43 protein-coding genes are annotated in these 20,838 nt (G+C 35.7%); 4 read left to right on the plus strand and 39 right to left on the minus strand.

Going from position 1 to position 20,838, the window contains the following annotated elements:
• Positions 1 to 35 precede the first annotated feature (35 nt).
• The 34 genes from DW640_RS02220 to DW640_RS02415 all read right to left on the minus strand — a co-directional run bounded on the left by DW640_RS02220 (position 36) and on the right by DW640_RS02415 (position 15,739).
• Positions 36 to 440 (minus strand): DUF488 family protein, encoded by a 405-nt coding sequence (locus DW640_RS02220; protein WP_117577121.1) that lies wholly within the window; start codon positions 438 to 440, stop codon positions 36 to 38.
• A gap of 268 nt (positions 441 to 708) precedes the next feature.
• Positions 709 to 1,137: a hypothetical protein gene (locus DW640_RS02225; protein ID WP_117577123.1), complete on the minus strand. Its 429-nt coding sequence runs from the start codon at positions 1,135 to 1,137 to the stop codon at positions 709 to 711.
• A gap of 137 nt (positions 1,138 to 1,274) precedes the next feature.
• The gene (locus DW640_RS02230; RefSeq protein ID WP_117577124.1) at positions 1,275 to 1,916 is read right to left on the minus strand and encodes a hypothetical protein; all 642 of its coding nucleotides are present in this window, start codon (positions 1,914 to 1,916) and stop codon (positions 1,275 to 1,277) included.
• Between the two features lie 424 nt (positions 1,917 to 2,340).
• Positions 2,341 to 2,634 (minus strand): hypothetical protein, encoded by a 294-nt coding sequence (locus DW640_RS02245; RefSeq protein ID WP_117577130.1) that lies wholly within the window; start codon positions 2,632 to 2,634, stop codon positions 2,341 to 2,343.
• Positions 2,635 to 2,636: 2 nt separating this feature from the next.
• Positions 2,637 to 3,035, minus strand: a complete 399-nt coding sequence (locus tag DW640_RS02250; protein WP_117577131.1) for a YopX family protein — start codon at positions 3,033 to 3,035, stop codon at positions 2,637 to 2,639.
• 1 nt (position 3,036) lies between these two features.
• A complete protein-coding gene (locus tag DW640_RS02255) occupies positions 3,037 to 3,333 on the minus strand; it encodes a hypothetical protein (RefSeq protein ID WP_117577385.1) in 297 nt (98 codons plus the stop codon).
• 5 nt (positions 3,334 to 3,338) lie between these two features.
• Positions 3,339 to 3,578, minus strand: coding sequence for a hypothetical protein (locus tag DW640_RS02260; protein WP_117577133.1), 240 nt, complete (start codon positions 3,576 to 3,578; stop codon positions 3,339 to 3,341).
• A 2-nt stretch (positions 3,579 to 3,580) separates the two neighbouring features.
• Positions 3,581 to 3,808: a hypothetical protein gene (locus DW640_RS02265; protein WP_117577135.1), complete on the minus strand. Its 228-nt coding sequence runs from the start codon at positions 3,806 to 3,808 to the stop codon at positions 3,581 to 3,583.
• Between the two features lie 2 nt (positions 3,809 to 3,810).
• Entirely contained in the window at positions 3,811 to 4,011 is a 201-nt protein-coding gene (locus DW640_RS02270) for a hypothetical protein (RefSeq protein WP_117577136.1), read from the minus strand.
• Positions 4,004 to 4,477, minus strand: a complete 474-nt coding sequence (locus tag DW640_RS02275; protein WP_117577138.1) for a hypothetical protein — start codon at positions 4,475 to 4,477, stop codon at positions 4,004 to 4,006. Before DW640_RS02275 ends, DW640_RS02270 begins: the two co-directional genes overlap by 8 nt.
• Positions 4,478 to 4,479: 2 nt before the next feature.
• Positions 4,480 to 4,788, minus strand: a complete 309-nt coding sequence (locus tag DW640_RS02280) for a hypothetical protein (RefSeq protein WP_117577140.1) — start codon at positions 4,786 to 4,788, stop codon at positions 4,480 to 4,482.
• Entirely contained in the window at positions 4,785 to 4,979 is a 195-nt protein-coding gene (locus DW640_RS02285; RefSeq protein WP_117577142.1) for a hypothetical protein, read from the minus strand. Before DW640_RS02285 ends, DW640_RS02280 begins: the two co-directional genes overlap by 4 nt.
• 4 nt (positions 4,980 to 4,983) lie before the next feature.
• Positions 4,984 to 5,433, minus strand: coding sequence for an ASCH domain-containing protein (locus DW640_RS02290; RefSeq protein WP_117577144.1), 450 nt, complete (start codon positions 5,431 to 5,433; stop codon positions 4,984 to 4,986).
• Positions 5,430 to 5,651: a hypothetical protein gene (locus DW640_RS02295; RefSeq protein ID WP_117577146.1), complete on the minus strand. Its 222-nt coding sequence runs from the start codon at positions 5,649 to 5,651 to the stop codon at positions 5,430 to 5,432. Before DW640_RS02295 ends, DW640_RS02290 begins: the two co-directional genes overlap by 4 nt.
• Before the next feature lie 2 nt (positions 5,652 to 5,653).
• Complete coding sequence (locus tag DW640_RS02300; RefSeq protein WP_117577148.1) at positions 5,654 to 5,884, minus strand: hypothetical protein; 231 nt, start codon at positions 5,882 to 5,884, stop codon at positions 5,654 to 5,656.
• 2 nt (positions 5,885 to 5,886) lie between these two features.
• The gene (locus tag DW640_RS02305) at positions 5,887 to 6,240 is read right to left on the minus strand and encodes a hypothetical protein (protein ID WP_117577387.1); all 354 of its coding nucleotides are present in this window, start codon (positions 6,238 to 6,240) and stop codon (positions 5,887 to 5,889) included.
• 43 nt (positions 6,241 to 6,283) lie between these two features.
• Positions 6,284 to 6,613 carry a hypothetical protein gene (locus tag DW640_RS02310; protein ID WP_117577150.1) on the minus strand — a complete coding sequence of 110 codons (330 nt, stop codon included), beginning with the start codon at positions 6,611 to 6,613 and terminating at the stop codon, positions 6,284 to 6,286.
• A gap of 50 nt (positions 6,614 to 6,663) precedes the next feature.
• Positions 6,664 to 6,954, minus strand: coding sequence for a hypothetical protein (locus DW640_RS02315; RefSeq protein ID WP_117577152.1), 291 nt, complete (start codon positions 6,952 to 6,954; stop codon positions 6,664 to 6,666).
• 10 nt (positions 6,955 to 6,964) lie between these two features.
• Positions 6,965 to 7,309, minus strand: coding sequence for a DUF551 domain-containing protein (locus tag DW640_RS02320; RefSeq protein WP_117577154.1), 345 nt, complete (start codon positions 7,307 to 7,309; stop codon positions 6,965 to 6,967).
• 14 nt (positions 7,310 to 7,323) lie between these two features.
• Positions 7,324 to 7,692, minus strand: a complete 369-nt coding sequence (locus tag DW640_RS02325) for a DUF551 domain-containing protein (protein ID WP_117577156.1) — start codon at positions 7,690 to 7,692, stop codon at positions 7,324 to 7,326.
• An 11-nt stretch (positions 7,693 to 7,703) separates the two neighbouring features.
• The gene (locus DW640_RS02330; protein WP_147326369.1) at positions 7,704 to 8,036 is read right to left on the minus strand and encodes a hypothetical protein; all 333 of its coding nucleotides are present in this window, start codon (positions 8,034 to 8,036) and stop codon (positions 7,704 to 7,706) included.
• Between the two features lie 16 nt (positions 8,037 to 8,052).
• Positions 8,053 to 8,418: a hypothetical protein gene (locus tag DW640_RS02335; protein WP_117577160.1), complete on the minus strand. Its 366-nt coding sequence runs from the start codon at positions 8,416 to 8,418 to the stop codon at positions 8,053 to 8,055.
• 445 nt (positions 8,419 to 8,863) lie between these two features.
• Positions 8,864 to 9,250, minus strand: coding sequence for a hypothetical protein (locus DW640_RS02350; RefSeq protein WP_117577166.1), 387 nt, complete (start codon positions 9,248 to 9,250; stop codon positions 8,864 to 8,866).
• Between the two features lie 392 nt (positions 9,251 to 9,642).
• Entirely contained in the window at positions 9,643 to 10,287 is a 645-nt protein-coding gene (locus DW640_RS02355; RefSeq protein ID WP_229109767.1) for an ATP-binding protein, read from the minus strand.
• A gap of 7 nt (positions 10,288 to 10,294) precedes the next feature.
• Positions 10,295 to 11,416: a DUF4373 domain-containing protein gene (locus DW640_RS23895; protein WP_233525421.1), complete on the minus strand. Its 1,122-nt coding sequence runs from the start codon at positions 11,414 to 11,416 to the stop codon at positions 10,295 to 10,297.
• Positions 11,403 to 12,080, minus strand: coding sequence for a DUF4373 domain-containing protein (locus DW640_RS23660; protein ID WP_199610204.1), 678 nt, complete (start codon positions 12,078 to 12,080; stop codon positions 11,403 to 11,405). The genes DW640_RS23895 and DW640_RS23660 overlap by 14 nt, the downstream gene beginning before the upstream one ends.
• Before the next feature lie 213 nt (positions 12,081 to 12,293).
• Positions 12,294 to 12,746, minus strand: coding sequence for a hypothetical protein (locus tag DW640_RS02375; RefSeq protein ID WP_117577168.1), 453 nt, complete (start codon positions 12,744 to 12,746; stop codon positions 12,294 to 12,296).
• Between the two features lie 12 nt (positions 12,747 to 12,758).
• A complete protein-coding gene (locus DW640_RS02380; RefSeq protein ID WP_117577169.1) occupies positions 12,759 to 13,100 on the minus strand; it encodes a hypothetical protein in 342 nt (113 codons plus the stop codon).
• A gap of 8 nt (positions 13,101 to 13,108) precedes the next feature.
• Positions 13,109 to 13,657, minus strand: coding sequence for a hypothetical protein (locus DW640_RS02385; RefSeq protein WP_147326370.1), 549 nt, complete (start codon positions 13,655 to 13,657; stop codon positions 13,109 to 13,111).
• A gap of 32 nt (positions 13,658 to 13,689) precedes the next feature.
• Positions 13,690 to 13,905 (minus strand): hypothetical protein, encoded by a 216-nt coding sequence (locus DW640_RS02390; RefSeq protein WP_117577173.1) that lies wholly within the window; start codon positions 13,903 to 13,905, stop codon positions 13,690 to 13,692.
• Positions 13,906 to 13,916: 11 nt separating this feature from the next.
• Entirely contained in the window at positions 13,917 to 14,129 is a 213-nt protein-coding gene (locus DW640_RS02395) for a hypothetical protein (RefSeq protein WP_117577175.1), read from the minus strand.
• 15 nt (positions 14,130 to 14,144) lie between these two features.
• Complete coding sequence (locus tag DW640_RS02400; RefSeq protein WP_117577177.1) at positions 14,145 to 14,366, minus strand: hypothetical protein; 222 nt, start codon at positions 14,364 to 14,366, stop codon at positions 14,145 to 14,147.
• Between the two features lie 629 nt (positions 14,367 to 14,995).
• Positions 14,996 to 15,400: a hypothetical protein gene (locus DW640_RS02410; RefSeq protein WP_117577181.1), complete on the minus strand. Its 405-nt coding sequence runs from the start codon at positions 15,398 to 15,400 to the stop codon at positions 14,996 to 14,998.
• Positions 15,401 to 15,427: 27 nt separating this feature from the next.
• Positions 15,428 to 15,739 carry a hypothetical protein gene (locus tag DW640_RS02415; protein ID WP_199610206.1) on the minus strand — a complete coding sequence of 104 codons (312 nt, stop codon included), beginning with the start codon at positions 15,737 to 15,739 and terminating at the stop codon, positions 15,428 to 15,430.
• 172 nt (positions 15,740 to 15,911) lie between these two features.
• On the opposite strand from DW640_RS02415, the gene DW640_RS02420 reads away from it, so the two are divergent.
• From DW640_RS02420 to DW640_RS02430, 3 genes are read left to right on the plus strand one after another with little or no spacing between them, the layout of a single operon-like run.
• A complete protein-coding gene (locus DW640_RS02420; protein WP_117577183.1) occupies positions 15,912 to 16,196 on the plus strand; it encodes a helix-turn-helix domain-containing protein in 285 nt (94 codons plus the stop codon).
• Positions 16,197 to 16,210: 14 nt separating this feature from the next.
• Positions 16,211 to 16,636, plus strand: coding sequence for a hypothetical protein (locus DW640_RS02425; RefSeq protein ID WP_117577184.1), 426 nt, complete (start codon positions 16,211 to 16,213; stop codon positions 16,634 to 16,636).
• Positions 16,637 to 16,691: 55 nt separating this feature from the next.
• Positions 16,692 to 17,354 carry a hypothetical protein gene (locus DW640_RS02430; protein WP_117577186.1) on the plus strand — a complete coding sequence of 221 codons (663 nt, stop codon included), beginning with the start codon at positions 16,692 to 16,694 and terminating at the stop codon, positions 17,352 to 17,354.
• A gap of 149 nt (positions 17,355 to 17,503) precedes the next feature.
• Here DW640_RS02430 and DW640_RS02435 read toward each other — a convergent pair whose 3' ends face one another.
• The gene (locus tag DW640_RS02435; RefSeq protein ID WP_227204708.1) at positions 17,504 to 18,163 is read right to left on the minus strand and encodes a KilA-N domain-containing protein; all 660 of its coding nucleotides are present in this window, start codon (positions 18,161 to 18,163) and stop codon (positions 17,504 to 17,506) included.
• Between the two features lie 278 nt (positions 18,164 to 18,441).
• Between DW640_RS02435 and DW640_RS02440 the strand changes: the two genes are divergently transcribed.
• A complete protein-coding gene (locus DW640_RS02440; protein WP_117577190.1) occupies positions 18,442 to 18,687 on the plus strand; it encodes a DUF6722 family protein in 246 nt (81 codons plus the stop codon).
• A 265-nt stretch (positions 18,688 to 18,952) separates the two neighbouring features.
• On the opposite strand, the gene DW640_RS23505 is transcribed toward DW640_RS02440, so the two are convergent.
• The 4 genes from DW640_RS23505 to DW640_RS02460 all read right to left on the minus strand — a co-directional run bounded on the left by DW640_RS23505 (position 18,953) and on the right by DW640_RS02460 (position 20,821).
• Entirely contained in the window at positions 18,953 to 19,108 is a 156-nt protein-coding gene (locus DW640_RS23505) for a hypothetical protein (protein WP_158562581.1), read from the minus strand.
• Positions 19,092 to 19,352, minus strand: coding sequence for a hypothetical protein (locus tag DW640_RS02445; RefSeq protein WP_147326371.1), 261 nt, complete (start codon positions 19,350 to 19,352; stop codon positions 19,092 to 19,094). Before DW640_RS02445 ends, DW640_RS23505 begins: the two co-directional genes overlap by 17 nt.
• Positions 19,353 to 19,595: 243 nt before the next feature.
• Positions 19,596 to 20,003: a VRR-NUC domain-containing protein gene (locus tag DW640_RS02455; protein ID WP_117577195.1), complete on the minus strand. Its 408-nt coding sequence runs from the start codon at positions 20,001 to 20,003 to the stop codon at positions 19,596 to 19,598.
• Positions 20,000 to 20,821, minus strand: coding sequence for a hypothetical protein (locus DW640_RS02460; RefSeq protein WP_117577196.1), 822 nt, complete (start codon positions 20,819 to 20,821; stop codon positions 20,000 to 20,002). Before DW640_RS02460 ends, DW640_RS02455 begins: the two co-directional genes overlap by 4 nt.
• Positions 20,822 to 20,838: the final 17 nt, after the last annotated feature.

Here is a 20,838-nt window from a genome sequence, read left to right on the forward strand (position 1 = left end):
TGTATCCATAACCATAAAAAGCCTCACACATATCTTTAGAACAAACTTGCTTGTTCATACTTAGGTTCTTTCTTTTCAACAACTCCAAACTCTTTGATTTCAATGCCAGTCTTTTCGGTAAGCCATTTTGCAAGTATGTGGCGATGGCAGAAATCACCTGGTTTCTCATAGCAGCATAGAGCAACATCTTGGCCATCACTTAATGTCTTTATTTGCTCCACCACCTTCTTCGCATCTTGACTTTCAAGAATATTGTTGTATAATCTAAGATACTCATCATGGGAACATGCGGCACTTATCATATACCTTGTTGGAGCCACATTAACCATTTGTGGTACTCCACTAATAAATCTTGGCCGTCCAATAGCTACGCAAATAATTTTAATTCCTGCTTCTTTTAATTTTCGGCTATTACCGAAATAACTTGTGTAAATTTTCATTGCTCTTTTTTTATTTTATGATGTAAAAATACAAAAAATGACGCATTTAATGCCATTTTTAGTACTAAAAATATCTAATTCGATGATTTTATTGTCTCAACCTTGTTACATTCATCATATGGTCTGTCTCGTGCCCCATGTTGAAGGTATTACCAAGGTAGTACTTGTGAGTTCTTGCTCTGATAGGTTAAAGGAGTAACAAACCAATCTTTATTGCCTTATCCATCCTTTAAATACACTTTTACAATTGTTTTCATTGCTTTTAATGCTAAAAATGTGGATCAATATAATGACTTTGGTAATGAAGCATAAGCAAAACACCATCCTTGTACGCTTGCCCATCTGCCACCCAACATCCATTTCTTCTTTTAGTGAACACCTTTGCTCCACCTTCAAGTTCTGGCAAAATCCTATAATCACCAGCATAGTAGTCGATACATTCCGTTTGGTTAAATGTAACCTCAATCTTGCATGGAGAAATAACTTTGGTAACAGTAGCCGCTCTCCTATCAGAATAGTAACATATAGTACACCCTAACCCGACTTCAGGAATTAAATTTCTGATGGCTTCCGTCCGTTGCCTGTCCCTCTCTTCTCTCCATTCGGAATACTTAACCCCATCTGGACATTTTCTGTTTTCGATTTCCCTAAGGATAGCAAAACTTTCTTTGCTTGTTAATTTCTTCGATATTTTCATTGTTCTTGTCTTTTAATTGTTAGTAATATTGGTTTCTTTTAGTATTGTAAAGATACTCATTTTCAGGTGTTTAATCAAAATAAAACAATCTAAAACTCCTTTCTTAAACTTAGTTTAACTTATTATTAACCAGGCACTTAGTCTATCAATTTAAATTCATAAGCCCATACGAACGGATTACTTTCCCAAGCGCCTTTGCCTGAGACTTTATCTATCAGGGCAGAAAAGGCTTCACGTGGAGTATCAAATCCATCGTCTTTGTTTCCCTCAAATTCATAAAATATAGATGGTGGAAACTCATCATCACCCGCATCTTCATATATACCTTCTTTCAGGCAATCTTCATCGGATATATCTTGCAAACGCTCTACTTTTACATTAGTTATCTTTATGTGATGTTTGCAAGCATACGACTTAACGAACATTTTGTTATTCCATCCTGCGGAATCCTTCATGAGACCTCGAATACTCAAATCTTTCGGATGTCTATCTAATGAGTCTGGGGCATAGCCTGAATCCCTATAGTTCTGTGCTATAGCAACTATTTCCCCGACTTCAAATTTAGGGAATATTTGACCGCCATCAATCATGCGTTCATCTTCGTCATGCAGACACACTTCGACAATCTCCCCAGAAGGTCTTCTGCAAACAAAATATCCAGCTACATTTTCACCTCTAAACTTTAAAGGATAAGTAACTATTCTTCTCGTCATAGTCTTCCGACCTTCTAATACAGCTTGTGTTAGGGAAAATTTATCGTTAAACATTATCTTCTTCATGATTCCTCCTTCCGATTATTGATTTCGTCTTTACTTTGATCATTTCGATTCTCCTTCACATCTTCCCAAGCAGTCGCTATTGACCAGAATAGGTTTAACGCTGTTACCACTACAAGAATTCCTGTCAACCATTCTATTCCCAGATGGTAAGATATCAAACCAGATATAAATGACAGCCAAAATGTTATCTCTTCAAATTGATAGTCTTTCATTTTATCATCCTTCCTCTTCTAAATAATAACTCATTTCCTTATACTCTTCATAGGTTATTTCCTTCCAAAAAGTAACTATACATCGTTCTTTATAGTTTTTCAGAAGTAACTTATGTATTTCTGCCAGGCTGAAACAGCCGTTATTTTCACAACGAATTCCAGATCCAAATCTACCCTTGCAACGAAAGGCATAATAGTAGTACTTTTCCATTTTATTCCTCCTCTCTATATTCAAAGGGACCGTCATATCCCATTTCTTTAAGACGCTGTGTAAACTCTTCGACTGAGTCATTTAATGGCGTGTAGCTGTCTAGAACATCCTGAAAAGGTCTCAGATAATGATCCAATATATCTAGAGCTTCTTGCTCACCCTTCACTTCTCCAAATTCCCGCTTACAAAGGCTTATATAGTCTTCCTTTGTCATGTTGATATTAGTCACTGTATCAACAATTGTGCTGAAACGACAGAAAAGACCATTTGGCTGTTTGGCTATAAATCCTGGCATGGTTACTCCTCCTTGATTAATTGTGGGTGATCGTAAATGTTGCCTACAATCTCTTCCGTTACATTACAGTAACAGAATGGGATTATTTTGCCATCCACTTCTCCGACATATCCAAAGCATCCGTCTTTTATGCCTACTTTATTGTATGTATTTTCATATCCATCGTTGCCCACCAACAAGATATCACCTTCGTAGATTTCTTTACCGTTCTTGTCTAACAAGCCGGTGAACTGACCTATGGTTTCAAGACAAACCTCATACATACTGATGCTTTTCCCTATGTCGATATCATTTAAGGGTGGAATGACGGCATATCTATCCTTTTCGATCTTAACAAGAAAGCCATACAGCCATTCTTCATCGTATATGCTTTTGCCTCTGAATTTTATTGTACGATTCATTTTATACCTCCATTATTTTTAACGCTTTCTGTATTCCAGCTTCTAATGCTTCTTCGTAAGTATCCCACTGACCACCATCGTTAGGACCGTCGAATATACCGGCAGCTATAAAAGTTCCATTATCAGCCTTGCATATATCATAACCATAACCACAAACATTTCTAATGATGGCTATATGCATATTCTTGGTTTCGCGCAGCCACTTTTGAGCAAAAGACTGAGTAGGGAAATGATAATAACAAAATCCTTGCTCTGTCAGCGATTTAAGAGTATCCAATGATACAAATTTTTCTTCCATAATTATCACTCCTTACTTTCCAAATATTCTATTAAACTTTTCTTGTCTCTAAAAAGTATTTTATCCCAAAGTGGATAATTGTTTCTTGGTACACTTAAACCGTCAGAGAGCTTGTATACCATCAAAAAAATACGATCTGTATAGGATATTTCAATAGTTATTTTGCTTACAGTGGAATAACAGATATTGTCTCCACTTAGATAGCAAACATTATCGCCTACATTAAACTCTGTATCTATTTTCATAATTATTCTTCTTTTCCTAATATTTGCTGAAATGGATCAAAACTCTCATTTACTCGTTGTATGCCATCTATAGAATCTTTCATATTTGTACACTGTAAACAACTCAAAGCGTTTGCAATTCTAAATATAGGATTTGCCATACGAATATCAGTAAGAGTATCAATCAACTCTTCTTTACTTAGTTGTTTCAACTGCTCCTTGATTATATTCCGCATTTCTTCTTCAGTCATTGCTATTTTCCTTTCTTTAGTTCTTCACAATGTAACTTATAAGCATAGGCAAACATCTTCAAAGTAACAGGCTCAAAGTGAAAATCCGCCTGTTTGCCTTTTACTACAACAGAAACGCATAAATCCCCATCACAAAAATCAATATATGCCACAGCATCATCATTTCCCTTAATAGAAAAGGTTTGTGTCTGTACGCTATCCATGATTCACCTCCTTTCTTTTAAAGTGTTCTATTAGCTCTTCTACGGTTGCCTTGTGCGAGGGGATACCCATAGAATCAAACTTATTCTTAGGAATTTTCCATTTATCCATACAGCATTTTAGGAGTGCTCCCTTCTCTATTATAGTATCAGGATAGTTAATACTTCCAAGCCTTACTTCTGTCACAAAGAACTGTTCTTTATCAGTATCATCCCTCAATGCAGCAAGAGCTAGGAACAAATCCTCATTAGTTCCGCAGTCAATACGTCCGGCACAGTCGTAAGTCCTGTAAGGATCTTTATCATCAAACAGAGCAGCAGGAATGGAGTGATAATTCTCCAAATTTGAAGCGGTAGATAAGCATTCTCCATCTTCGATAGATAATAAAGGTTTATATCCCAACGCTTCCAATCTCTTCCGAAGCTCCAGTGTATTCTCTCTTATAAAACATGATGTGGTAAATCCCATAGCTATTCTCCTTTAAGTTGTCTAACCAATTCATCTGCATATTTAACAGCATGTTTACAATTCTCTGTACAATATGAATCTTCTCCGGAATAAGCTATCCAAATTAGTATTCCGGATAAAACCTCTTTAGCTATTTCATAGCGTCTCTGTTCCCAATCAATGGAATTTCCAATATTCAAAAAGTCAAGGTCGCATCCTCTAAAAATCATATTATCGCATACATATAGATTATCGACACTATTTTGCGCATTGGCATTGCATTTCGGAATTACATCTATTAGAATTCCGGTTGATTTTACTCTTGCTTTCATACATTTTCTACTAATTTTAAGTCCTTAATATTCGCTTCCCACACATCTCCTTCGTTACCTTCAAAATCTAGATAAACAGTACCATCCTGGAAGATAGCGGTTACTTGCATAGGAATCATTTCTCTCACTCCTTGCGGTGACGGTAGCAGCTCTACTACGGTCATGCCTATATGTAGATCCTCAATCTTCATTTAGTTATTCGTTAGATTTAAGTTTCTTAATCACATCATCAACAACATTCCTGGCATCCTCTGATAGATTGTCATATTCCCAGAATGACAGCTTGCCTTTTGCTGGGATAGGCTTTTTGAATAATGCAGGATTAGCCAGTACCCAGTTATAAACTCCTTTCTCTGCCCAAACAGATGGATGGTTCCGTACACAGTCTACAATCTCCACACTGCCAATGATAGAACCAAAAGGAAGATCGTTAAAGAGAGTGCTACAAAGTACGGATTTCGAGCGAATGAGTGAGATCGATTGATCATTGCTTAAAAACCATCCTCCACACTTATCTGCTCCAGCATGAATCAACACCCTCCCCCCTAAGTATTTCTTAGGACAGGCCCAAGTGCGGTTCTCAATATCCTTGATACCGTGGACTATTAAGGATGCCCACGGTTGTTTTATTGTTATTGCTTTCATTTCTTATGTTTTAATCGTTTAATAGCGTCCTTTTTAGAGTATGCCATAATTTTGTTTCCTTTTATAGTGAATTCTCTCAACTCTTTAACTGATGACTTAACTTTATAGTCAGGATTAAAAGTCATTCCTTCTTTGCGATTCACAGAGTACGGATCGTATCTTTGTGCTACCGCACACATCGCTGCGGTTGCTAGCAACATTTGCTTCATTTTGCTCATAATTAGTCATTTAATTCTTTAATAAAAGATATTCTAAAGTCACAATCTTGACACGCACATAGCTTACCGCAATCAGAGCAAACCTTATCAAATGCCCTTACAGCTTTTTTCGTCAAATCAATTTCAGCCATTCGAACAGCTTGATGGGCTACAGTAGAATTAATCATCTTATTTTTAGCATTATAATCTACTTCCATCGTCTTTACAAGATCCCTTGCTTTTTTTGATTTCATTGTTATTTCTCCGTTTTAAGTTCTTTCAATATTTTCTTCGCTATCTCATAATGATTCAACTGCCAACTAGTATAAACATCATCTGTGTGTTCATCGTAATGGTTAGCATATACGTATGAATCCAATTCTTCGCGAAAAGATTTTCCATCTAGCCCGCTATCATCACAATCATCGTACATATTCAATTCACGAGCTACCTCATCACATTCTTGATGTGTGACAAAGTCATAGATAGTTCCATCATAGATATTTGTCTGACGGACATATTTTTGTCCTATCGCTATCTTTTCACAACAAAACTCACACCCATGTTCTTTTCTTGCTGTTGGATAAGTTTCTCTTAGTATTGTTGGCATAATCATTTTCCTTTAAGTTTCTTCCTTGATTTATTTTGAGTATTTATTCTTCGGGGAATAATCCATCTGAAAATTTTATTAACGCTTCAACTTTTCCCAACTCAATCTCATAAGCATAAAACTCTTTATCAATAATCTCCATGAGCTCCTGAAAATCATTTGTATTATAATTCTGCTTTATAGATTCAACTACGTTTACTCCATCCGAAAACCAATCGGGATTAAGCTCTTTTAGCTTTCGCATAGCTGTTGGAATTTGATGTGTATAAAGGTTTTCGGAGAATATGAAATTTAGCATTTCATATACATCATCCATTTTTGTTGATAACCTTCCATCTAATATGGTAAAAGCCTTTTTAAGTGATACTCTCATTTTTTACTTCCTTTCTCTCTAATTCGTTACCATTTGTACATTAATTTGAGTTATTTGCTTAAAATCTGCTTCATACACCTACGGAACTCTTTTATAGAGGCAGGATTCATATTTTTACTAAGCATGATTTGCGATATTTCAATCGGATTATACTTTCTGTATTCAACCGGAATCTTTCCATATACTCCGTATTCCAACATTGATCTTCTAATATCCATTGGAATTTTCAAAGTTTTCAAAGCCTTTTGTTGTTGTGGAACGGAATAGGGCTGATAATTACTGTCCCAATTTCCGAATACAGAAGTAACATAAAGAATCTTTTCTGCTAATCTTATTTTCATTTCTAAACAGTTATTCGTTATCATTTGATTCAAGAGAAGGGATTGGCATCCAATGGGTAGGGTGCACAATATTGCAATCATAGTCAATCCAAGTCTTTGTCTTAGGATTAAAATCACATACTCCGCATCCGGGAGGATTCATCCTAGCATCAAGCACTATGTACAGGTCATCATCTGTTTGTGGTAACCTGTCCTTCACGCTTATCCACGGAGATTGCTTTGCTTGCCATTCGGCGCCTTGAATAAAATTCGTTATCCCAAATTGCGCCAAGTTGCCACCTGACAAAGTACGATCAACCGTTCTATGGTTAAATAAGATATTTTCTTTTGCTGCTTCTTCTAATGTCTGTTTCATATCTTATTTGGTTATTAGTCAAATTCCGGTATCGGCATCCAATGAGTTATGCCTAATCTTTCTTCATTAACGTATGCTCCCGTTTCCCATTCCCCAAGGGTTGAAAGAAAACAGAGAAGGTATCCATAAGCTCCTTTGGTCAGAACTATTGTATCTACCTCCGGCAAGCTATCCGTTACACTTATCCAGGGAGATTGGGTCCGTATCAGCTCTATATCAGCTTCTAAAGCATAATCAGGTATGACTTTACCATCGACTTCGACACGATATAAATCTCCTTGCGTATGTCTGATTATGCCAGACTTTCCTATTGCATCCGGCATGACTGGACAATCTAAAACTCTCACTCTGTCACCTACTTTAAATTTTGCTTCCATATTCATTACTGTTCTTGTTACGAATTAAGTTGATTGATCATTTCGTTAGCGACTGAAATACAATATCTGCAAAATGACTCTTTATCAAATGAAGTTTGCGGAAAATTCCCCTGCATTGCAGCCTTTACAAGTTGGAAACGTCTTTCCTCCCAATCAATAAGGTTTTCTTTTGTAGATAAATAGCATTCTTCTACATCTTCAAAGTCCCAAAACCTATTCATCTTCATATCAACACATTCATAACCTTTGCTATCAATATAAGACACAACATCAATATCACTTCTATATGTATGCCCAGAGTAAGTTATTACATCTACAATCTCGCCTGTTTTTCTTATTTTTGCTTTCATATTCATTACTGTTCTTTTATTGAGTTAACCTTATCCTTGATAAATCGAATGTATATGACCACTTACAACCATCGTGACCAGGGCGATTAGTTTCAGCAATAGGCAAATTGCTGTTTCTATGAAATCCATGTATCGTTGCATAATCAAGTTGCCATTCATCGCCTATGAGAAAGTCAATATGATCGCCTATTTTAAATTGATGTTCAGTTAGTTCTTCGGATATATGTATAGGATACCAAACTTTTGCTTTAGTATCTGTATCAATACCATGGAACCAGACTTTCCCATTGTCTACAGTCTCAAAGGAAGTGATTTCAGCCTTCTTTATGTTTCCTCTCGTATTACGATAGGAAACTATATCTCCAATCTTAAAATTGTTCATTTCTGTTCAGTTTTGAATTAATCGACTCTTACAATTTTGCCACTCTCTAAAATCACATATAACTTGCAGTTGTAATCAATAGAGCTTGCCCATTGATGCGCATATCTTACATATTGATGTAGCTTATATCTGCTTGGGTCGGAAAGCATCTTTTTTCTAATCCTTTTTTTCATTTCTATCTTGTTTTGAGGGTTATTCATAAACTTCATTCCCGCACGTAGGGCAGAATGGATTTAAACAGTTACATTTAGGTTCTCCTAAAGTTTGGGATATATGCACTGGATACCAAACCTTTGCTTTAGTCTCCGTATCAATGCCATGAAACCAGACCTTCCCGTTGTCTACAGTCTCAAAGGAAGTTATTTCGGCTTTCTTTATGTTCCCTCTCGTATTGCGATATGGAACAATGTCTCCTACTTTAAATTTGCTCATTTCTATTCTGTTATTAGTTAAAAATATGCGCAAATACACTCTTCTCGTCAGACAGCTCAAGATTTAACTGGGACGGGAAACACTTGATGTAATTGTAGAATTCAAACATCTTCTTGTCGTCGTCACCGCAGCGATCTATCAGCAGCTTGATGAAGGCAAGGAGACAGTCTGAGTCGTTTCCGAAGTTCTCCTGAGTAGAAAGCTGGGTCTTATCTACATCTTGTTTCAGCCGGCGTATAGCTGCTATCGCCGTGTTGAAATTGTGCTTGGCATCATAACGCAGATCATAGCCCTGCTTTTTCATTTCACTTCTCATATCAAGGAGAAGAGTTTCTACGACATCTGCCAACACATACGTTAAGTTGAGGGTCGTATTAAGATTTGTTGTTCCTACTAACATAGTTAATTATACATTTTTCAATTCCACTTATGCGCCATGACTTATGAAATGGCTGTTTTGCTTTTGTATATAACTTGCACCGTTTACATATTGGTTTCAGGTATCTTCCCTGATAATGAATACCGTTACAAATTACTGGATAACCTTGGATCATCATCTGTTCGGTTATTGGTTTTGTGATTTAGTAGGTAGATAACAGGCATAAGAATAGATTGAGTAAGCCTGTTGAGTACCACTTCTTTTTCTGTTAATTTTCTAATTGTTTTCATTGCTCTTATGTTTTTATATGTTTCTGATTTACAGGTATAAAGTTACTTGTTTTTTAACTTGTAAACAAACGTTACTTTCCTTATCTGTAGGGCTTTAGATTAATTTAACTTGTTGTATATCAACTACTTCCTTCTACTATTTCCTGTAAGGGGTATCAGATTGAAACTCTTGAATCGGTCAACAAGTCGATCAGCAAAACGCTTTTTAAATTCTTCTGCATCAAGATTACTTGTTATGTGATACATCTTACCAAATTGCTGGTAAATCTCATATCTTGCATATAAAAATTCATCTATCACACTGTTTAGACTAGTACCATAACTTTTCTGATTCTCCGTTTCCAACCCAATATCGTTCAAACAGATGTTAAACGGTTCCGGTTTAAATCCTTTCGATTGTCCTTCATTGAACGTATGTCGGTCGATATGACCATTCATCTTGTAATAGTTCATCATTTGAGTAACCGATAGATTTTCAAAAGTATTCGGGTTATGAGTCAATCGTAGATAATCAGAAAAAATCTGCATCAGCATCGTTTTACCAGTACCTGGTTCTCCGACAAGTAGCAGGTTTTTATGAATTTTATAATCTTCATCCGGAAAAACCTGTTCTGCATACCGGCATCCATTGAAGTAGTAAAGCAGAAAAGACAACACTTTCGAGTTGTTTTCGTCTACTTCAAACTCTCTGAATTCACGCCCCATATAGTTATTCCCGATATACCTGATAAAATCACGATGGGCATAAAACTCATTGGGATTAGTCAAGTCATATTCAAAATCTTGAAGAATAGTCTTTCTGTGGCGCTCTATCAGATTCCCGATCTGCTCCTTTTTCAGCTTTGCTGCAAACGAATTTCTCTGTTGAATCTGTTGTAGTTGTTCCGATAATTTCTTTTCCAGAATTTCCATTTTTTGCCTTAGAAACGATTTCGTTATACTTCGAGTTAATATTAGCTACGCTAAAGTTATCCAGTAACCAACTATCCTTGACGGACGTCAGGAATACTTGAAGAGCGTACAACACAGAGGCATCATCAACGGGTATCTGTCTTTGTTCCCGTGAAAATGTTAGCTTACGAAGCAACTGGGACATATTGCCGGCATCTTTGGCAGTCCAGTAATATTCTTCGCCAAAAGTGTTCCTGAAATGATCTTCAAAAGCCTTTCGAGCGTTAGCATTTAGGCTATTAGCCCGTTTAGGCTTTGCAGGTTTGCTTTGGGATCTCTGTTTTTCAAGTTCTTTGATCTTAGCTAAAGCCTCATTCAAAGCATGATCTTTTTCAGAAATAACTTTTTCTAAATCCTCAACCCCCTTGGGGGGTGTGGGGGGAATAATAATATTCTCTTTACTTTCCTTTACTTTTCTTTCCTTTGTGATGTTTTTGCGCACATTAATATCGGCATTAAAAGAGTTATTGCATACATTTACTCCGTTATTGCAAACATTAACTGTATCGCTCGATAAATCTCCATCGTCGGAAGAAAAAACTTCCTTGTTTTCGCAACCGCTAATTTCGATTAATAGGTATCTAAAATCATCAACAGATTTACGCCTTTTAGATATTTTGAAATATCGTTTCTGAATGCCTACACTAGTAAGAACTCCCATCGAATCAAACAGGGATTTATCAAAGAAGCCCCATAAGACTAAACGGTTCAAAATACTGTCAAATAATTCAGAAGACACTCCGGGAAGATTTTTAAGAAGTTTGAATTTGAACAAATCACTCCACAGTATGAAATATCCATTTCGGTATATCGCACAAAGCAGTTTGATTGCAACAATTTCTCCTTTAATCCCGAATTCCCCGGATATGGCTACAATCTTTTCGTCATCGAAAAAATCTATATCTAAAGGAAAGTAATCCAATCCTGTTTTATTAGGTCTTGCCATGATTAGCCCTCCATTTTAGAAAATCATCAACGGACTTATCACGCTTTTGCCTATTGCATTTTTGGCAGGCAGTAGTCAGATTGTTCAAGCTATCACTTCCACCTTTAGAGAAAGGGAATATATGATCAACCTCTAATTTGCCACCTACTTTACCGCAATACTGGCATGTGTAATTATCTCTTTTAAATACAGCTCTTGAAATTCTCATCCATTCTTTTACGTTGATATTAAACATCCTCCTATATTCAGGATCCAACTTATATTTAGGGATTTTTATAGCGCTACCCAATAAATTCAACTTTGATGTTAGGAAATTATTACCAACATAATCTGTCAACTTAATCCATCGTTTCTGAATTCCTTTAGATGTTAAAATCTTCTCCTTATCATATAATTCTTTGGATAATAACCCTAGTGCCATAAAGCATTTAATGACCTCAAGTATATACGACTCTTCAAACCCGGTTTGTTCCGATATAATGAAAGCCAACTCTTCATCCCACCTCACGTAGTACCCACTTTTGTAGATAAGACATAGCAGGAGAGCATATACAGTTATAGCCTTGCCACTCTGGTACTTGATTAGTTTCCTTATCTTTATGTCTTGAAAGAAATTTATATCAAAAGGGAAATAGTCCAGCCCAACTTCTTTATTTCGAGCCATATTAAGTATTCATATATTAAAAACAGCGGCTTTCAAGTTTCTATACCTTTGATGTGGGATTAAGGTATGTACTCCAAGAAAGCCTGTTTAATATCTTGTTTATCATCAAATCCCACTAAGATGATTAATTATTTTCACGGTGTAAATCTACAAATAAATGACATTACTAATGCCACTTTTATCGGTTATTTTTCCGTGATTAACTTTTTTTTTCTAATATCCAGTCTTATTTAGCCGTAAAGCTTCCTTTTCATAACTCAATAGGGTGCGTAATGCGTCTAACTGATGCGTTGCTGAAGCGTTAAGTCGATCTAGTCGATCAACTAAGAATGATTCGTTTTCTGCAATACTATCAAGTAGGGCATTTTGCACTTTTGCAGACAAGCAGTTTTCCTGCGCTATCTTAATAATGGTGTTTTGTATTTCATCCGATTTTCTTTTGCGAAGCATTCTTTTAGCATCTGCAAGCATTTCACCGGTTCTTACTACATATACCATAGTAGCCGCAATCCTTTCCTGTATTTCTACAGGATTGTTTTGGCATGTAATATTCAAGAATCCACTTATTTCTTCCATTTCTTGTATGATGGGGGTTAGGGGACAGTCGTCTATATTGCACGCACCTGTACCATCATTTTTAGGGCAGTATTTACAGTTTATTTCCATGATGATGTAATATTAATCTTTAGGTGAAAATTCATATTTGATCTCTTTATCATCAAGTATGTATTTCTTGAATAACTCATTTGCATCTGTTCCGTTATGTTCCAAATATAAGATGTAAGTATAAAAAAGAGCAGCTGCGCTTCCTTCTGTCAAATACATATTCGTTTGGGTAGCACGTCCGGAACTTTGAGGATTTTCTACCGATAACAGGTAGGCATCTTCGTCTGTATGTGCAACAGTAACAAGACGGTGATCTGCAAATTCGCACCGAACCATATCTGTGATTCCAATTTTTCTTAACGGGCCATCCCCATATCCGAGGGTGACTTCGCCAATATTCTTTTTTTCTTCCATAAGAGGTGCTATGCTTTTATAGAGTCGTTAATGTATGATACCAACATTTCTCCCAATGGATGAAAACGCTTCAGTCCGCTAAAAACAAGCCCCGCACTCATGCCGCTGTGACCTTGCTTGGAGAACAAAGACCGACACCTCTCAAATCTTTCCAGTTCTTTTTTAGAGGTATCATTCAGAATCTCAATAAACGCTAACCAACAATCAAGCTCCATGCCATGATAGAGATCATTCAACCTGATAGGGACAATTTCATCCCAGTATTTCAAATGTTCTTCCGGAATAATACCCCTTGCACGTTTTCTGTAATCTTCGGTTAATTGCGGGATCTTAGCCTTAAACTCCGCTTCCTTACGATCATACTCTTCGTGTATTTTACGGATATATTCATCATGCTCTACTTTTGACTTACCAGTCACTTTAACAAACACTTCATCAAGAGAATCGGTAGAATACAACGTTTTCTCGTTAAATTCACCATAACATGGTGCATTGTCCTGCAATTCTTGATATGCTTTATCAAGATTGATTCCTGGGTAAAATTCAATTTTCTTCATTTCTTTATTGTTTTTGCTCATTACTATTCTTATTATCCTCTAATTAATAATTTTGCGCAAGATTCAACTCTCTCTAACGGAATTGCAGTAACAAAATCTTTTTCATTGAAATAGCTGCTTCCGCCAGGCATTCTTTTATGTAAACAGATACAATCTACCTCATTCACTTTCCTAAGACACCAAGCATATTCTCTGTTTAAATCAGTACCAAGTGTAACCATGGTACCGCCTAATTTTACATCTTCCATAATGTTTCTTTCTATTTTGTTTTACGGTTTTCTTTTAATTCTTCTTCACTGATATGTGTATTAGAATGGTCGCCAAGATTAGAAATAGTATTTGTATTATTGGGTTTGCAATACAAACACATTTGGGTAAAAGGTGAATATACCCTTCCACACTTCGGACAAATCCAACCTTGTTGCCCAAATATTCCGTTATACGGATTGATTATACTTGATTCTTGTTCCATATTTTGATATTTTAGTTATTTATTATGGTTCAGTCGTTTAATAGCATCCTTTTTAGAGTATGCCATAACTTTCTGTCCTTTTATGGTAAACTCTCTCAACTCTTTAGTTGATGACTTAACTTTATAGTCAGGATTAAAAGCCATTCCTTCTTTATGATTTATTGAGTATGGATTGTAACTTTGCGCTGCTGCGCACATTGCTGCTGTTGCCAGTAACATTTGCTTTAATTTACTCATACCACTCTATTATTGCATTGTAAATAAATTGTCGTTCCATCAGTACTGATACAGCCTACTTCAAATTGTGTCCAAGAGTTATCCCAACATTTTGTCCCGGGTGGAACCTGTATGGAGACATAAATATCTTCATTTTTATCGCATTGATCTAATGCTTCTTCAAACTTTTCTAAGAATTCATCTAAGCTCATATTATTATTTATGTTGTTAATAAAATTGTTTTATATACTATTTTTCAACTCTATATTACCTTAAATAATCAAGGATGATAGTTATTATTTCAAATCGCATGATTCTCTTAGAACCACTTAAAACCGGTAAAACAGTGACAACCATTTTTCAGATTGTCACTGTGTCGATTGGCATCAACTTAAAGTGTTGGGACGAATCCCTGACACAACTTTCATACTTAGTTAGCTCCCATTCGGCTACCATAATCAAAGTACTCGACCTGATTACGGGAAGAACGAGAAACCTTTAAGCTATCTAACAGCTTGGATCTCAACTTTTCGTTTTCAGCTTCTAACCGGTAACATTCGGATCTATATTGCGCACATTCGGTGAATGAGCTTAACATAGCCATGTACAGTTTTATATCTACCTTAATCATTGATCTATAGTTTATATTATTATCCCATTATACTTCCATTTAGACGCTGTGTGGTCCTTATATAGTCATCTAGTAATTCGTGGAGAATGAAGTCCGGATAAACATTGATTGTACCGAAACGCTCAATATTTACCTTGTTGACAGGATACCCCCTTTTCCTACATAAGCGTGCAGCATCATTACTAAGCTTCGATATGTCACTCACATAGATCGGCAATTTGTACCTCTGGATATATGATGACATCGTTGAACATCCATAGTTGCCGATACACTTTGAAGATAATTTCTTTACGCTCTCTTCAAGTGCAGCTAATCTTTGTTCTGTCAATTTAAGTCTTTTCTCCTGTTCCACATTCGTTTGAGCTAGCTGAAGGATAAGTTCGGCTTGGCTCATTTCAACTGTTGAGTTTAAAATATTGTCCATTGCTCTAAATATTTAATATTTAAATAATCAATCACCTACGTAGCGTGAACCGAATCTACCAGTACTGTTTACATTGTAATAAGCCGATGCAGGAATGTTCTTGTTATTGTAACCTTCGTGCATTGTAGCCTTAGCAGCTTTGCTCATCGCTTCTTCTCTTTCTGCCAAAAATTTATCAGTTCTTTCCTTTACAGCTTCTACTGTGAAGTTGGCTTGGAGTTTTGCAAGTCTCCATGCTGACTTTAAACATTCACCGAAGGTTTTACCTTGCTTCTTACCTGAATACTTGTAGTTTCTGTGAGCGTTTTTCATTATCTCTGATAAATTGTAGCGTTTCATATATTTAGGAGTTAAATTGTTATTAGTTCTTTTATTTGATGTAAAGATACAGTATTTACTGTATATTATCAAACAAAACAACCATAATATACTATTTCTTTTGCATAAATTAATATAGTATATACTGTATACTTCATAAATAATCTGTATTTTTGAAATCAAAAAGATAATTATGAGAATAAAGGAACTTTTAAAAGAGAAACATTACACACAACAAGAACTGGCAGATAAAATGAATGTAAGCCTATCTGCTGTTAGACAAATGGTTGCAGCAGAATCATTGACAACTGCTACACTTGAAAAGATCGCTACCGCCCTCAACGTTCCCATGTGGCAACTATTCGCGTCCCCAGAAGAAGTGCAACTACCGTCGAACACTCTTTCTGTCAAATGCCCACACTGCGGGAACGAGTTCCCAGTTAGTGTGAATGTTGAACTAAAGCCAGAAACCAGATAGGACAATAGCAAGCTATGGATACAAAAGAACTAAGGTTAGGCAACTATGTAAAGCTATCGAAAGATTACCAGTACGTAGGAGTTGAAATACCTGCAGGTACTATATGCAAAGTACATGCCATTAGTCTTAATTCCTTGTACCTGGAATGTCATGTAAATGGTGGGACTTTTTACGGTGAAGTTCCTATTTCTATGGTAGAACCTATTTCTCTCACAGAAGGATTGCTGTTAAAGTGCGGATTTAATATCGAGTATTATGAATTCCAAATAAAAGAACAACGATTATTGACTATAGAAGATTTCTGGATATTATATAATACTCGTACTAACTTCTATGGAGTAATGCTCTCTAACAGAGTTTTTAAGCAAATAGAATATCTGAATCAACTCCAAAATATATACTTTAATTTGACTGGGATAGAGTTGGAAGTAATTCTATAATTAACATACATCTTTTTACGATATTAATATAAATGTAAAACTTAAATTCAATAGTATGAAAAAGCTCCTAATCGTATTAATGTTTATTGCACCACTCTTTGCAAATGCGCAAGAATATGGCAATTTGACATCTAAAGACTCACTTAATATAAACATGGCTTCTTCACAGACTGTTGTTGATTCTATTATGGAAGCCAATTTAAAAAAAGAGCAAATAACAGTTATTGGCGGAATACCTTTTGGAATTTCCAGAGAAAAAGCTCTGCCTGTATTAAGAAACAAATATGGGACGGAAGATTATCTTTCCGACAATAAAGACATAGTCTTTAAAAACATAAAATATGCAGGTGTAGATTTTAACTCCGTATATTTCCTTTTTCAATCAGACGGTATTAATAGCTATTTTAATGCTTGCATATTTATCCTAAATGCAAAAACGAAAAAAGAAGCCATTGACAAACAAGAAGAGATGAGAGATCTTTTATCTAAAAAATACGATTTATCTTCTTTTACGGATGACAATGGATTCGATTTATACGTTGGAGGTGTATCCCCATTATGGAACGGTAGTTGGAAATCGTTTTTAGAAGGGAATTATGCAGGGGCTGTCCATATAGACATTATAAATTATGACGAAGAATTAGCAAAAAATGCTGGATTTGAATATTCTGTCCGTATAATTTATGGTCCTTTCGATTACGTAAAAGAAGAATTTTGAGCCTGAATGTATTAGAAATGCTCGTCTGGATACTTGCTCTTATCGTGTCTGTTATAGCCTTATTTATAAGCTACACCGCGATGTATAGATGAATAAGAGGGATGCATTTGCATCCCTTTATTTATATCAACTATTCAATATTCCTATATTTAGATAGGGAGAACATTAGGATATTTCCGGTAATACAATTTAGTCAATGTGGATTTAAGGCTGTTATAGTCTTTGATAAAGCCTAGATCTATCCATTGGGCTATCTGTAATTCCAACTCATACAATTCACGAATCTTAGCTTCATCGCCAATTTTATTACGCATTTCTGATTCATGCTTACCGTAGACTATGATATTAAGAGATTTAGCCAAATCCCTAACTTTTTGTTTAAATAGGTCATCAGGTAAAATAGAACTCACAGCTTTACACATGGATGGATATGCATCACCAGCAAGATTGCGGAATTTTATCATTTCATCATATACAAATTTGAGAACATCATATTTAAATGAGGGATTTATCCACATCGCAAAATCAATAAAAAGCAGTGGATGCATCCATGTGCCCGCGTTATCACCCTTATTTGCCCTTGATTTATGATAGGGGTAATTACCCGTATCATAATTTTCCCTTTCCATTATAGTGAAAATGAACTCTTTAGTAGAAGATAAATCGAAGTAGTCATTAACTTCTTTCTTCATTCCTTTTAATTGATTCCACTGTTTTAATAAATCTGTAGCATTGAAAAATGCATCTTTCGTTCTCTGAATTACCTTAAATTCACCCATTGGGCGAATCATAATCTGATTAGTCTTCATAATAATGTCTTTTCGTTCGAGGACGTACCGCACTTCTTCATGCGGAGATAAAAAGGCGAAAGCCATGCAGGGGGTTGTGACCTACACAGCTTTCTATATCTTAATCCTCTGATTAATTCTAATTTTAATAAGTACAACCCAACGCATTGCAAATATAATAATAATTTTTAAAAGTGATTATATAACTAACAATCAACATATTCTTTTAACTATTTTGTGATTCGATTCTCAAATGAAATTGATAACTTTGCATTGTGATACATATATAGCAGTACAACATGGGTAACTGGAGCGAAAGACAAGAAGAAAAACGAGAAGGAAAAGAGAAAGAGAAGACAAGCCGAGAAACGCTCGGAAAGTATTTCTATGACTTATCAAAACTTTCTTTTACTGCTTTATTCCTAGGTGGTGGAGTATCTTTAGTATTGGATTTCCAAAACATTAATTATTGGGTACTTGTTTCTTTTGGTGCTTTTACTTCTTTTATCTTTGCATATATTGGATATAAAATACTTAAAAAATAAATAGTTATGAATGGATTAACAATAATATTTATATTTACTAGCGTTGTTGGCGCAGGGATAGCTATTTGGCTTAACACCAAATCCGGAAAAAGATGGCTCAATAGCCTATGATAATTAATAGTATTAAACTTGTAATAGATAAAAGCGTCATGTAGAGTGACGCTTTTTTATTGCAGTTATACAATATAAGGCAGATTAAAAGCTGAAAACAAAATGTCAAAGAACGATTTGCCGATAATAGGAGTTGAGCCAATCGACACAAGTTTTATTTATTTAAACCAATTTGTGCAGACAATATTTCTAACAAAGCCTGCAATTGTCCAACGATGTAAGGTTTTATATCCTCACTACAATTACTTGTAAATGCAACAAGCTTTTCTGATAGCTTATGCCATTCTTGCAACTCATTCGGTTTCATCATTATCAGAAGACTTATGGAAACCTGAAAAGGAAGGAGGAACAATGTGCGATTCTATTCTTTCATCCAATATTTCCTTTTTCAACAATAGCATTATGCCATCATAACTTGACGATAGTTCTGATACAACTTCCCAACCTTGGCTACCTAAAACATTGAGTTTATCAGTAGTGTATTCTTGATAATTATGCCTATAACCATCGTCCATAGGACGAAGTAGAAACGTTCTATACTCGTATTTCTTCATTTTTCTATTTATTAGTTAATATTTCAAATTTGGTATAAAGCAGCGTAATAGGTTTTATGATCACATAGAAACTATTAATTTCATTGTTTTCGAACCATTTACACAGTTTAGATACAACCTGCTGTCTCGTGTAATCTGACTTGTTTATTAAGAAAGAATCATCGTTGTACATAGACTGGTTATTCCCAATATCGAACATCTTTTTAAATTCAATAATAGCCTGAGATTTACTAACCTGATTTATCATACATCATTCAAATAATCCGTTACTACTTTGATGAAATCATCAAGAGAACGACAGACAACATATTTATAACCGTCAGCAGTTATCTTAGCTTCCCATTCTTTTTGAGATTCGCGCTGAACTCCTTTTTTTGTCTTGGTTTCGATTAACAATGCCCCATAAAACCGGTTACTTTTTAAGAGAATTAGATCAGATACACCTGGAAGCACCCCTTCGGCTTTTAGCTTTGCTCCTGTAACAGCATCTCTTCTTCCACCGTTTGGAACGGAGAAAAGATTGTGACGCATCGAGGGATATTGTAGCCGGAACCAATTGACCATAGAGACTTGTATCTTATGTTCTTCATCTTTAGGCTTTCTGCGAATATTGGTTCCGCAATATTTAGCTTTCATTTCTTCGTATGTCATAATACCCTAGCAAGTTTAAAATCAAGCAACATCAATAACTCATTAAATTTCTCTTTATACCAAAGTGGATGCGTTTCTTTGGTATTATTAGGGTTGACTTGGTTCTCACCATAAGTAAGCCCGGATTCGGTTATGGATTTGAAATGCTTATCTCTACCTTTTGATGATTTCCTTTTCATATCACATAAGATACCTTTCTGAATCGCTCTTTGATTAAACGCCTGTGCACTGATAGACAGCCCCGCTTCTTTGAGTAATTCAGTAGCGGACTTAAGTATCCCATGCGACGGAGTATAATCAGGTGTCGGAAGTCCAAGAGGTGCAGCTACTTTACTAATTAAAGACAATTTAGAAGAATCATTTAGATTAAGCACTTCACTTACACCTTTTACCCATTCAAGACCAACACGGACCTTAGTTGTTAGTGATGGTTCACGTTTGGGTTTGTTCTGGTTTTCGATTACTTTCCGGACGCTTTGGTGGAACACTTGACGATAAACCTCAAACACAGGACGGACTTTTCTCGCGATGAAGAACTCCATGCAGGAAACTGTAAGTTTGTACTCATTTGTCGGTCTACCGCCTTTGGGGTTTCCCCCAAAAATGGGGAAAACTTGATAATCAACACCTTCAATGAACTGACTACCATATATCAACTCTCTAACGGCATGGTCTTTTCTTGGATAAACCAACATCCAAACTTCATCGAGATTGATTGGAAACTCATTGTCAGATTTTGACAGTTCAAGAACTGCGTTAAAGTAACGCTTGATTTCGCTTTCGCTACTCTCTTTAGATAAGATTAAATTCGTTGCCATATATTTTAACTTTGGCT

Origin of the sequence: Bacteroides sp. AM23-12, from assembly GCF_003434395.1 — a bacterium.
GTDB lineage: Bacteria > Bacteroidota > Bacteroidia > Bacteroidales > Bacteroidaceae > Bacteroides > Bacteroides thetaiotaomicron.

Coding starts and splice junctions, on each gene's coding strand:
- DW640_RS02445 (WP_147326371.1), bottom strand. CDS start 19,352: ATGAAGAAATACGAGTATAGAACGTTTCTACTTCGTCCTATGGACGAT.
- DW640_RS02440 (WP_117577190.1), top strand. CDS start 18,442: ATGGGTAACTGGAGCGAAAGACAAGAAGAAAAACGAGAAGGAAAAGAG.
- DW640_RS23660 (WP_199610204.1), bottom strand. CDS start 12,080: ATGGCTCGAAATAAAGAAGTTGGGCTGGACTATTTCCCTTTTGATATA.
- DW640_RS02400 (WP_117577177.1), bottom strand. CDS start 14,366: ATGAGTAAATTAAAGCAAATGTTACTGGCAACAGCAGCAATGTGCGCA.
- DW640_RS02380 (WP_117577169.1), bottom strand. CDS start 13,100: ATGGAAGAAAAAAAGAATATTGGCGAAGTCACCCTCGGATATGGGGAT.
- DW640_RS02330 (WP_147326369.1), bottom strand. CDS start 8,036: ATGAAAGCAAAAATAAGAAAAACAGGCGAGATTGTAGATGTAATAACT.
- DW640_RS02290 (WP_117577144.1), bottom strand. CDS start 5,433: ATGAAAGCAATAACAATAAAACAACCGTGGGCATCCTTAATAGTCCAC.
- DW640_RS23505 (WP_158562581.1), bottom strand. CDS start 19,108: ATGATGAAACCGAATGAGTTGCAAGAATGGCATAAGCTATCAGAAAAG.
- DW640_RS02375 (WP_117577168.1), bottom strand. CDS start 12,746: ATGGAAATAAACTGTAAATACTGCCCTAAAAATGATGGTACAGGTGCG.
- DW640_RS02460 (WP_117577196.1), bottom strand. CDS start 20,821: ATGGCAACGAATTTAATCTTATCTAAAGAGAGTAGCGAAAGCGAAATC.
- DW640_RS02455 (WP_117577195.1), bottom strand. CDS start 20,003: ATGACATACGAAGAAATGAAAGCTAAATATTGCGGAACCAATATTCGC.
- DW640_RS02390 (WP_117577173.1), bottom strand. CDS start 13,905: ATGGAAGATGTAAAATTAGGCGGTACCATGGTTACACTTGGTACTGAT.
- DW640_RS02305 (WP_117577387.1), bottom strand. CDS start 6,240: ATGCCAACAATACTAAGAGAAACTTATCCAACAGCAAGAAAAGAACAT.
- DW640_RS02410 (WP_117577181.1), bottom strand. CDS start 15,400: ATGGACAATATTTTAAACTCAACAGTTGAAATGAGCCAAGCCGAACTT.
- DW640_RS02320 (WP_117577154.1), bottom strand. CDS start 7,309: ATGAAACAGACATTAGAAGAAGCAGCAAAAGAAAATATCTTATTTAAC.
- DW640_RS02385 (WP_147326370.1), bottom strand. CDS start 13,657: ATGAAGAAAATTGAATTTTACCCAGGAATCAATCTTGATAAAGCATAT.
- DW640_RS02420 (WP_117577183.1), top strand. CDS start 15,912: ATGAGAATAAAGGAACTTTTAAAAGAGAAACATTACACACAACAAGAA.
- DW640_RS02425 (WP_117577184.1), top strand. CDS start 16,211: ATGGATACAAAAGAACTAAGGTTAGGCAACTATGTAAAGCTATCGAAA.
- DW640_RS02435 (WP_227204708.1), bottom strand. CDS start 18,163: ATGAAGACTAATCAGATTATGATTCGCCCAATGGGTGAATTTAAGGTA.
- DW640_RS02255 (WP_117577385.1), bottom strand. CDS start 3,333: ATGGAAGAAAAATTTGTATCATTGGATACTCTTAAATCGCTGACAGAG.
- DW640_RS02270 (WP_117577136.1), bottom strand. CDS start 4,011: ATGGATAGCGTACAGACACAAACCTTTTCTATTAAGGGAAATGATGAT.
- DW640_RS02300 (WP_117577148.1), bottom strand. CDS start 5,884: ATGAAATCAAAAAAAGCAAGGGATCTTGTAAAGACGATGGAAGTAGAT.
- DW640_RS02245 (WP_117577130.1), bottom strand. CDS start 2,634: ATGCCAGGATTTATAGCCAAACAGCCAAATGGTCTTTTCTGTCGTTTC.
- DW640_RS02225 (WP_117577123.1), bottom strand. CDS start 1,137: ATGAAAATATCGAAGAAATTAACAAGCAAAGAAAGTTTTGCTATCCTT.
- DW640_RS02315 (WP_117577152.1), bottom strand. CDS start 6,954: ATGAAAATAAGATTAGCAGAAAAGATTCTTTATGTTACTTCTGTATTC.
- DW640_RS23895 (WP_233525421.1), bottom strand. CDS start 11,416: ATGGCAAGACCTAATAAAACAGGATTGGATTACTTTCCTTTAGATATA.
- DW640_RS02350 (WP_117577166.1), bottom strand. CDS start 9,250: ATGTTAGTAGGAACAACAAATCTTAATACGACCCTCAACTTAACGTAT.
- DW640_RS02265 (WP_117577135.1), bottom strand. CDS start 3,808: ATGACTGAAGAAGAAATGCGGAATATAATCAAGGAGCAGTTGAAACAA.
- DW640_RS02275 (WP_117577138.1), bottom strand. CDS start 4,477: ATGGGATTTACCACATCATGTTTTATAAGAGAGAATACACTGGAGCTT.
- DW640_RS02220 (WP_117577121.1), bottom strand. CDS start 440: ATGAAAATTTACACAAGTTATTTCGGTAATAGCCGAAAATTAAAAGAA.
- DW640_RS02430 (WP_117577186.1), top strand. CDS start 16,692: ATGAAAAAGCTCCTAATCGTATTAATGTTTATTGCACCACTCTTTGCA.
- DW640_RS02395 (WP_117577175.1), bottom strand. CDS start 14,129: ATGGAACAAGAATCAAGTATAATCAATCCGTATAACGGAATATTTGGG.
- DW640_RS02230 (WP_117577124.1), bottom strand. CDS start 1,916: ATGAAGAAGATAATGTTTAACGATAAATTTTCCCTAACACAAGCTGTA.
- DW640_RS02285 (WP_117577142.1), bottom strand. CDS start 4,979: ATGAAGATTGAGGATCTACATATAGGCATGACCGTAGTAGAGCTGCTA.
- DW640_RS02250 (WP_117577131.1), bottom strand. CDS start 3,035: ATGAATCGTACAATAAAATTCAGAGGCAAAAGCATATACGATGAAGAA.
- DW640_RS02260 (WP_117577133.1), bottom strand. CDS start 3,578: ATGAAAATAGATACAGAGTTTAATGTAGGCGATAATGTTTGCTATCTA.
- DW640_RS02335 (WP_117577160.1), bottom strand. CDS start 8,418: ATGAACAATTTTAAGATTGGAGATATAGTTTCCTATCGTAATACGAGA.
- DW640_RS02280 (WP_117577140.1), bottom strand. CDS start 4,788: ATGAAAGCAAGAGTAAAATCAACCGGAATTCTAATAGATGTAATTCCG.
- DW640_RS02295 (WP_117577146.1), bottom strand. CDS start 5,651: ATGAGCAAAATGAAGCAAATGTTGCTAGCAACCGCAGCGATGTGTGCG.
- DW640_RS02415 (WP_199610206.1), bottom strand. CDS start 15,739: ATGAAACGCTACAATTTATCAGAGATAATGAAAAACGCTCACAGAAAC.
- DW640_RS02325 (WP_117577156.1), bottom strand. CDS start 7,692: ATGAATATGGAAGCAAAATTTAAAGTAGGTGACAGAGTGAGAGTTTTA.
- DW640_RS02310 (WP_117577150.1), bottom strand. CDS start 6,613: ATGAGAGTATCACTTAAAAAGGCTTTTACCATATTAGATGGAAGGTTA.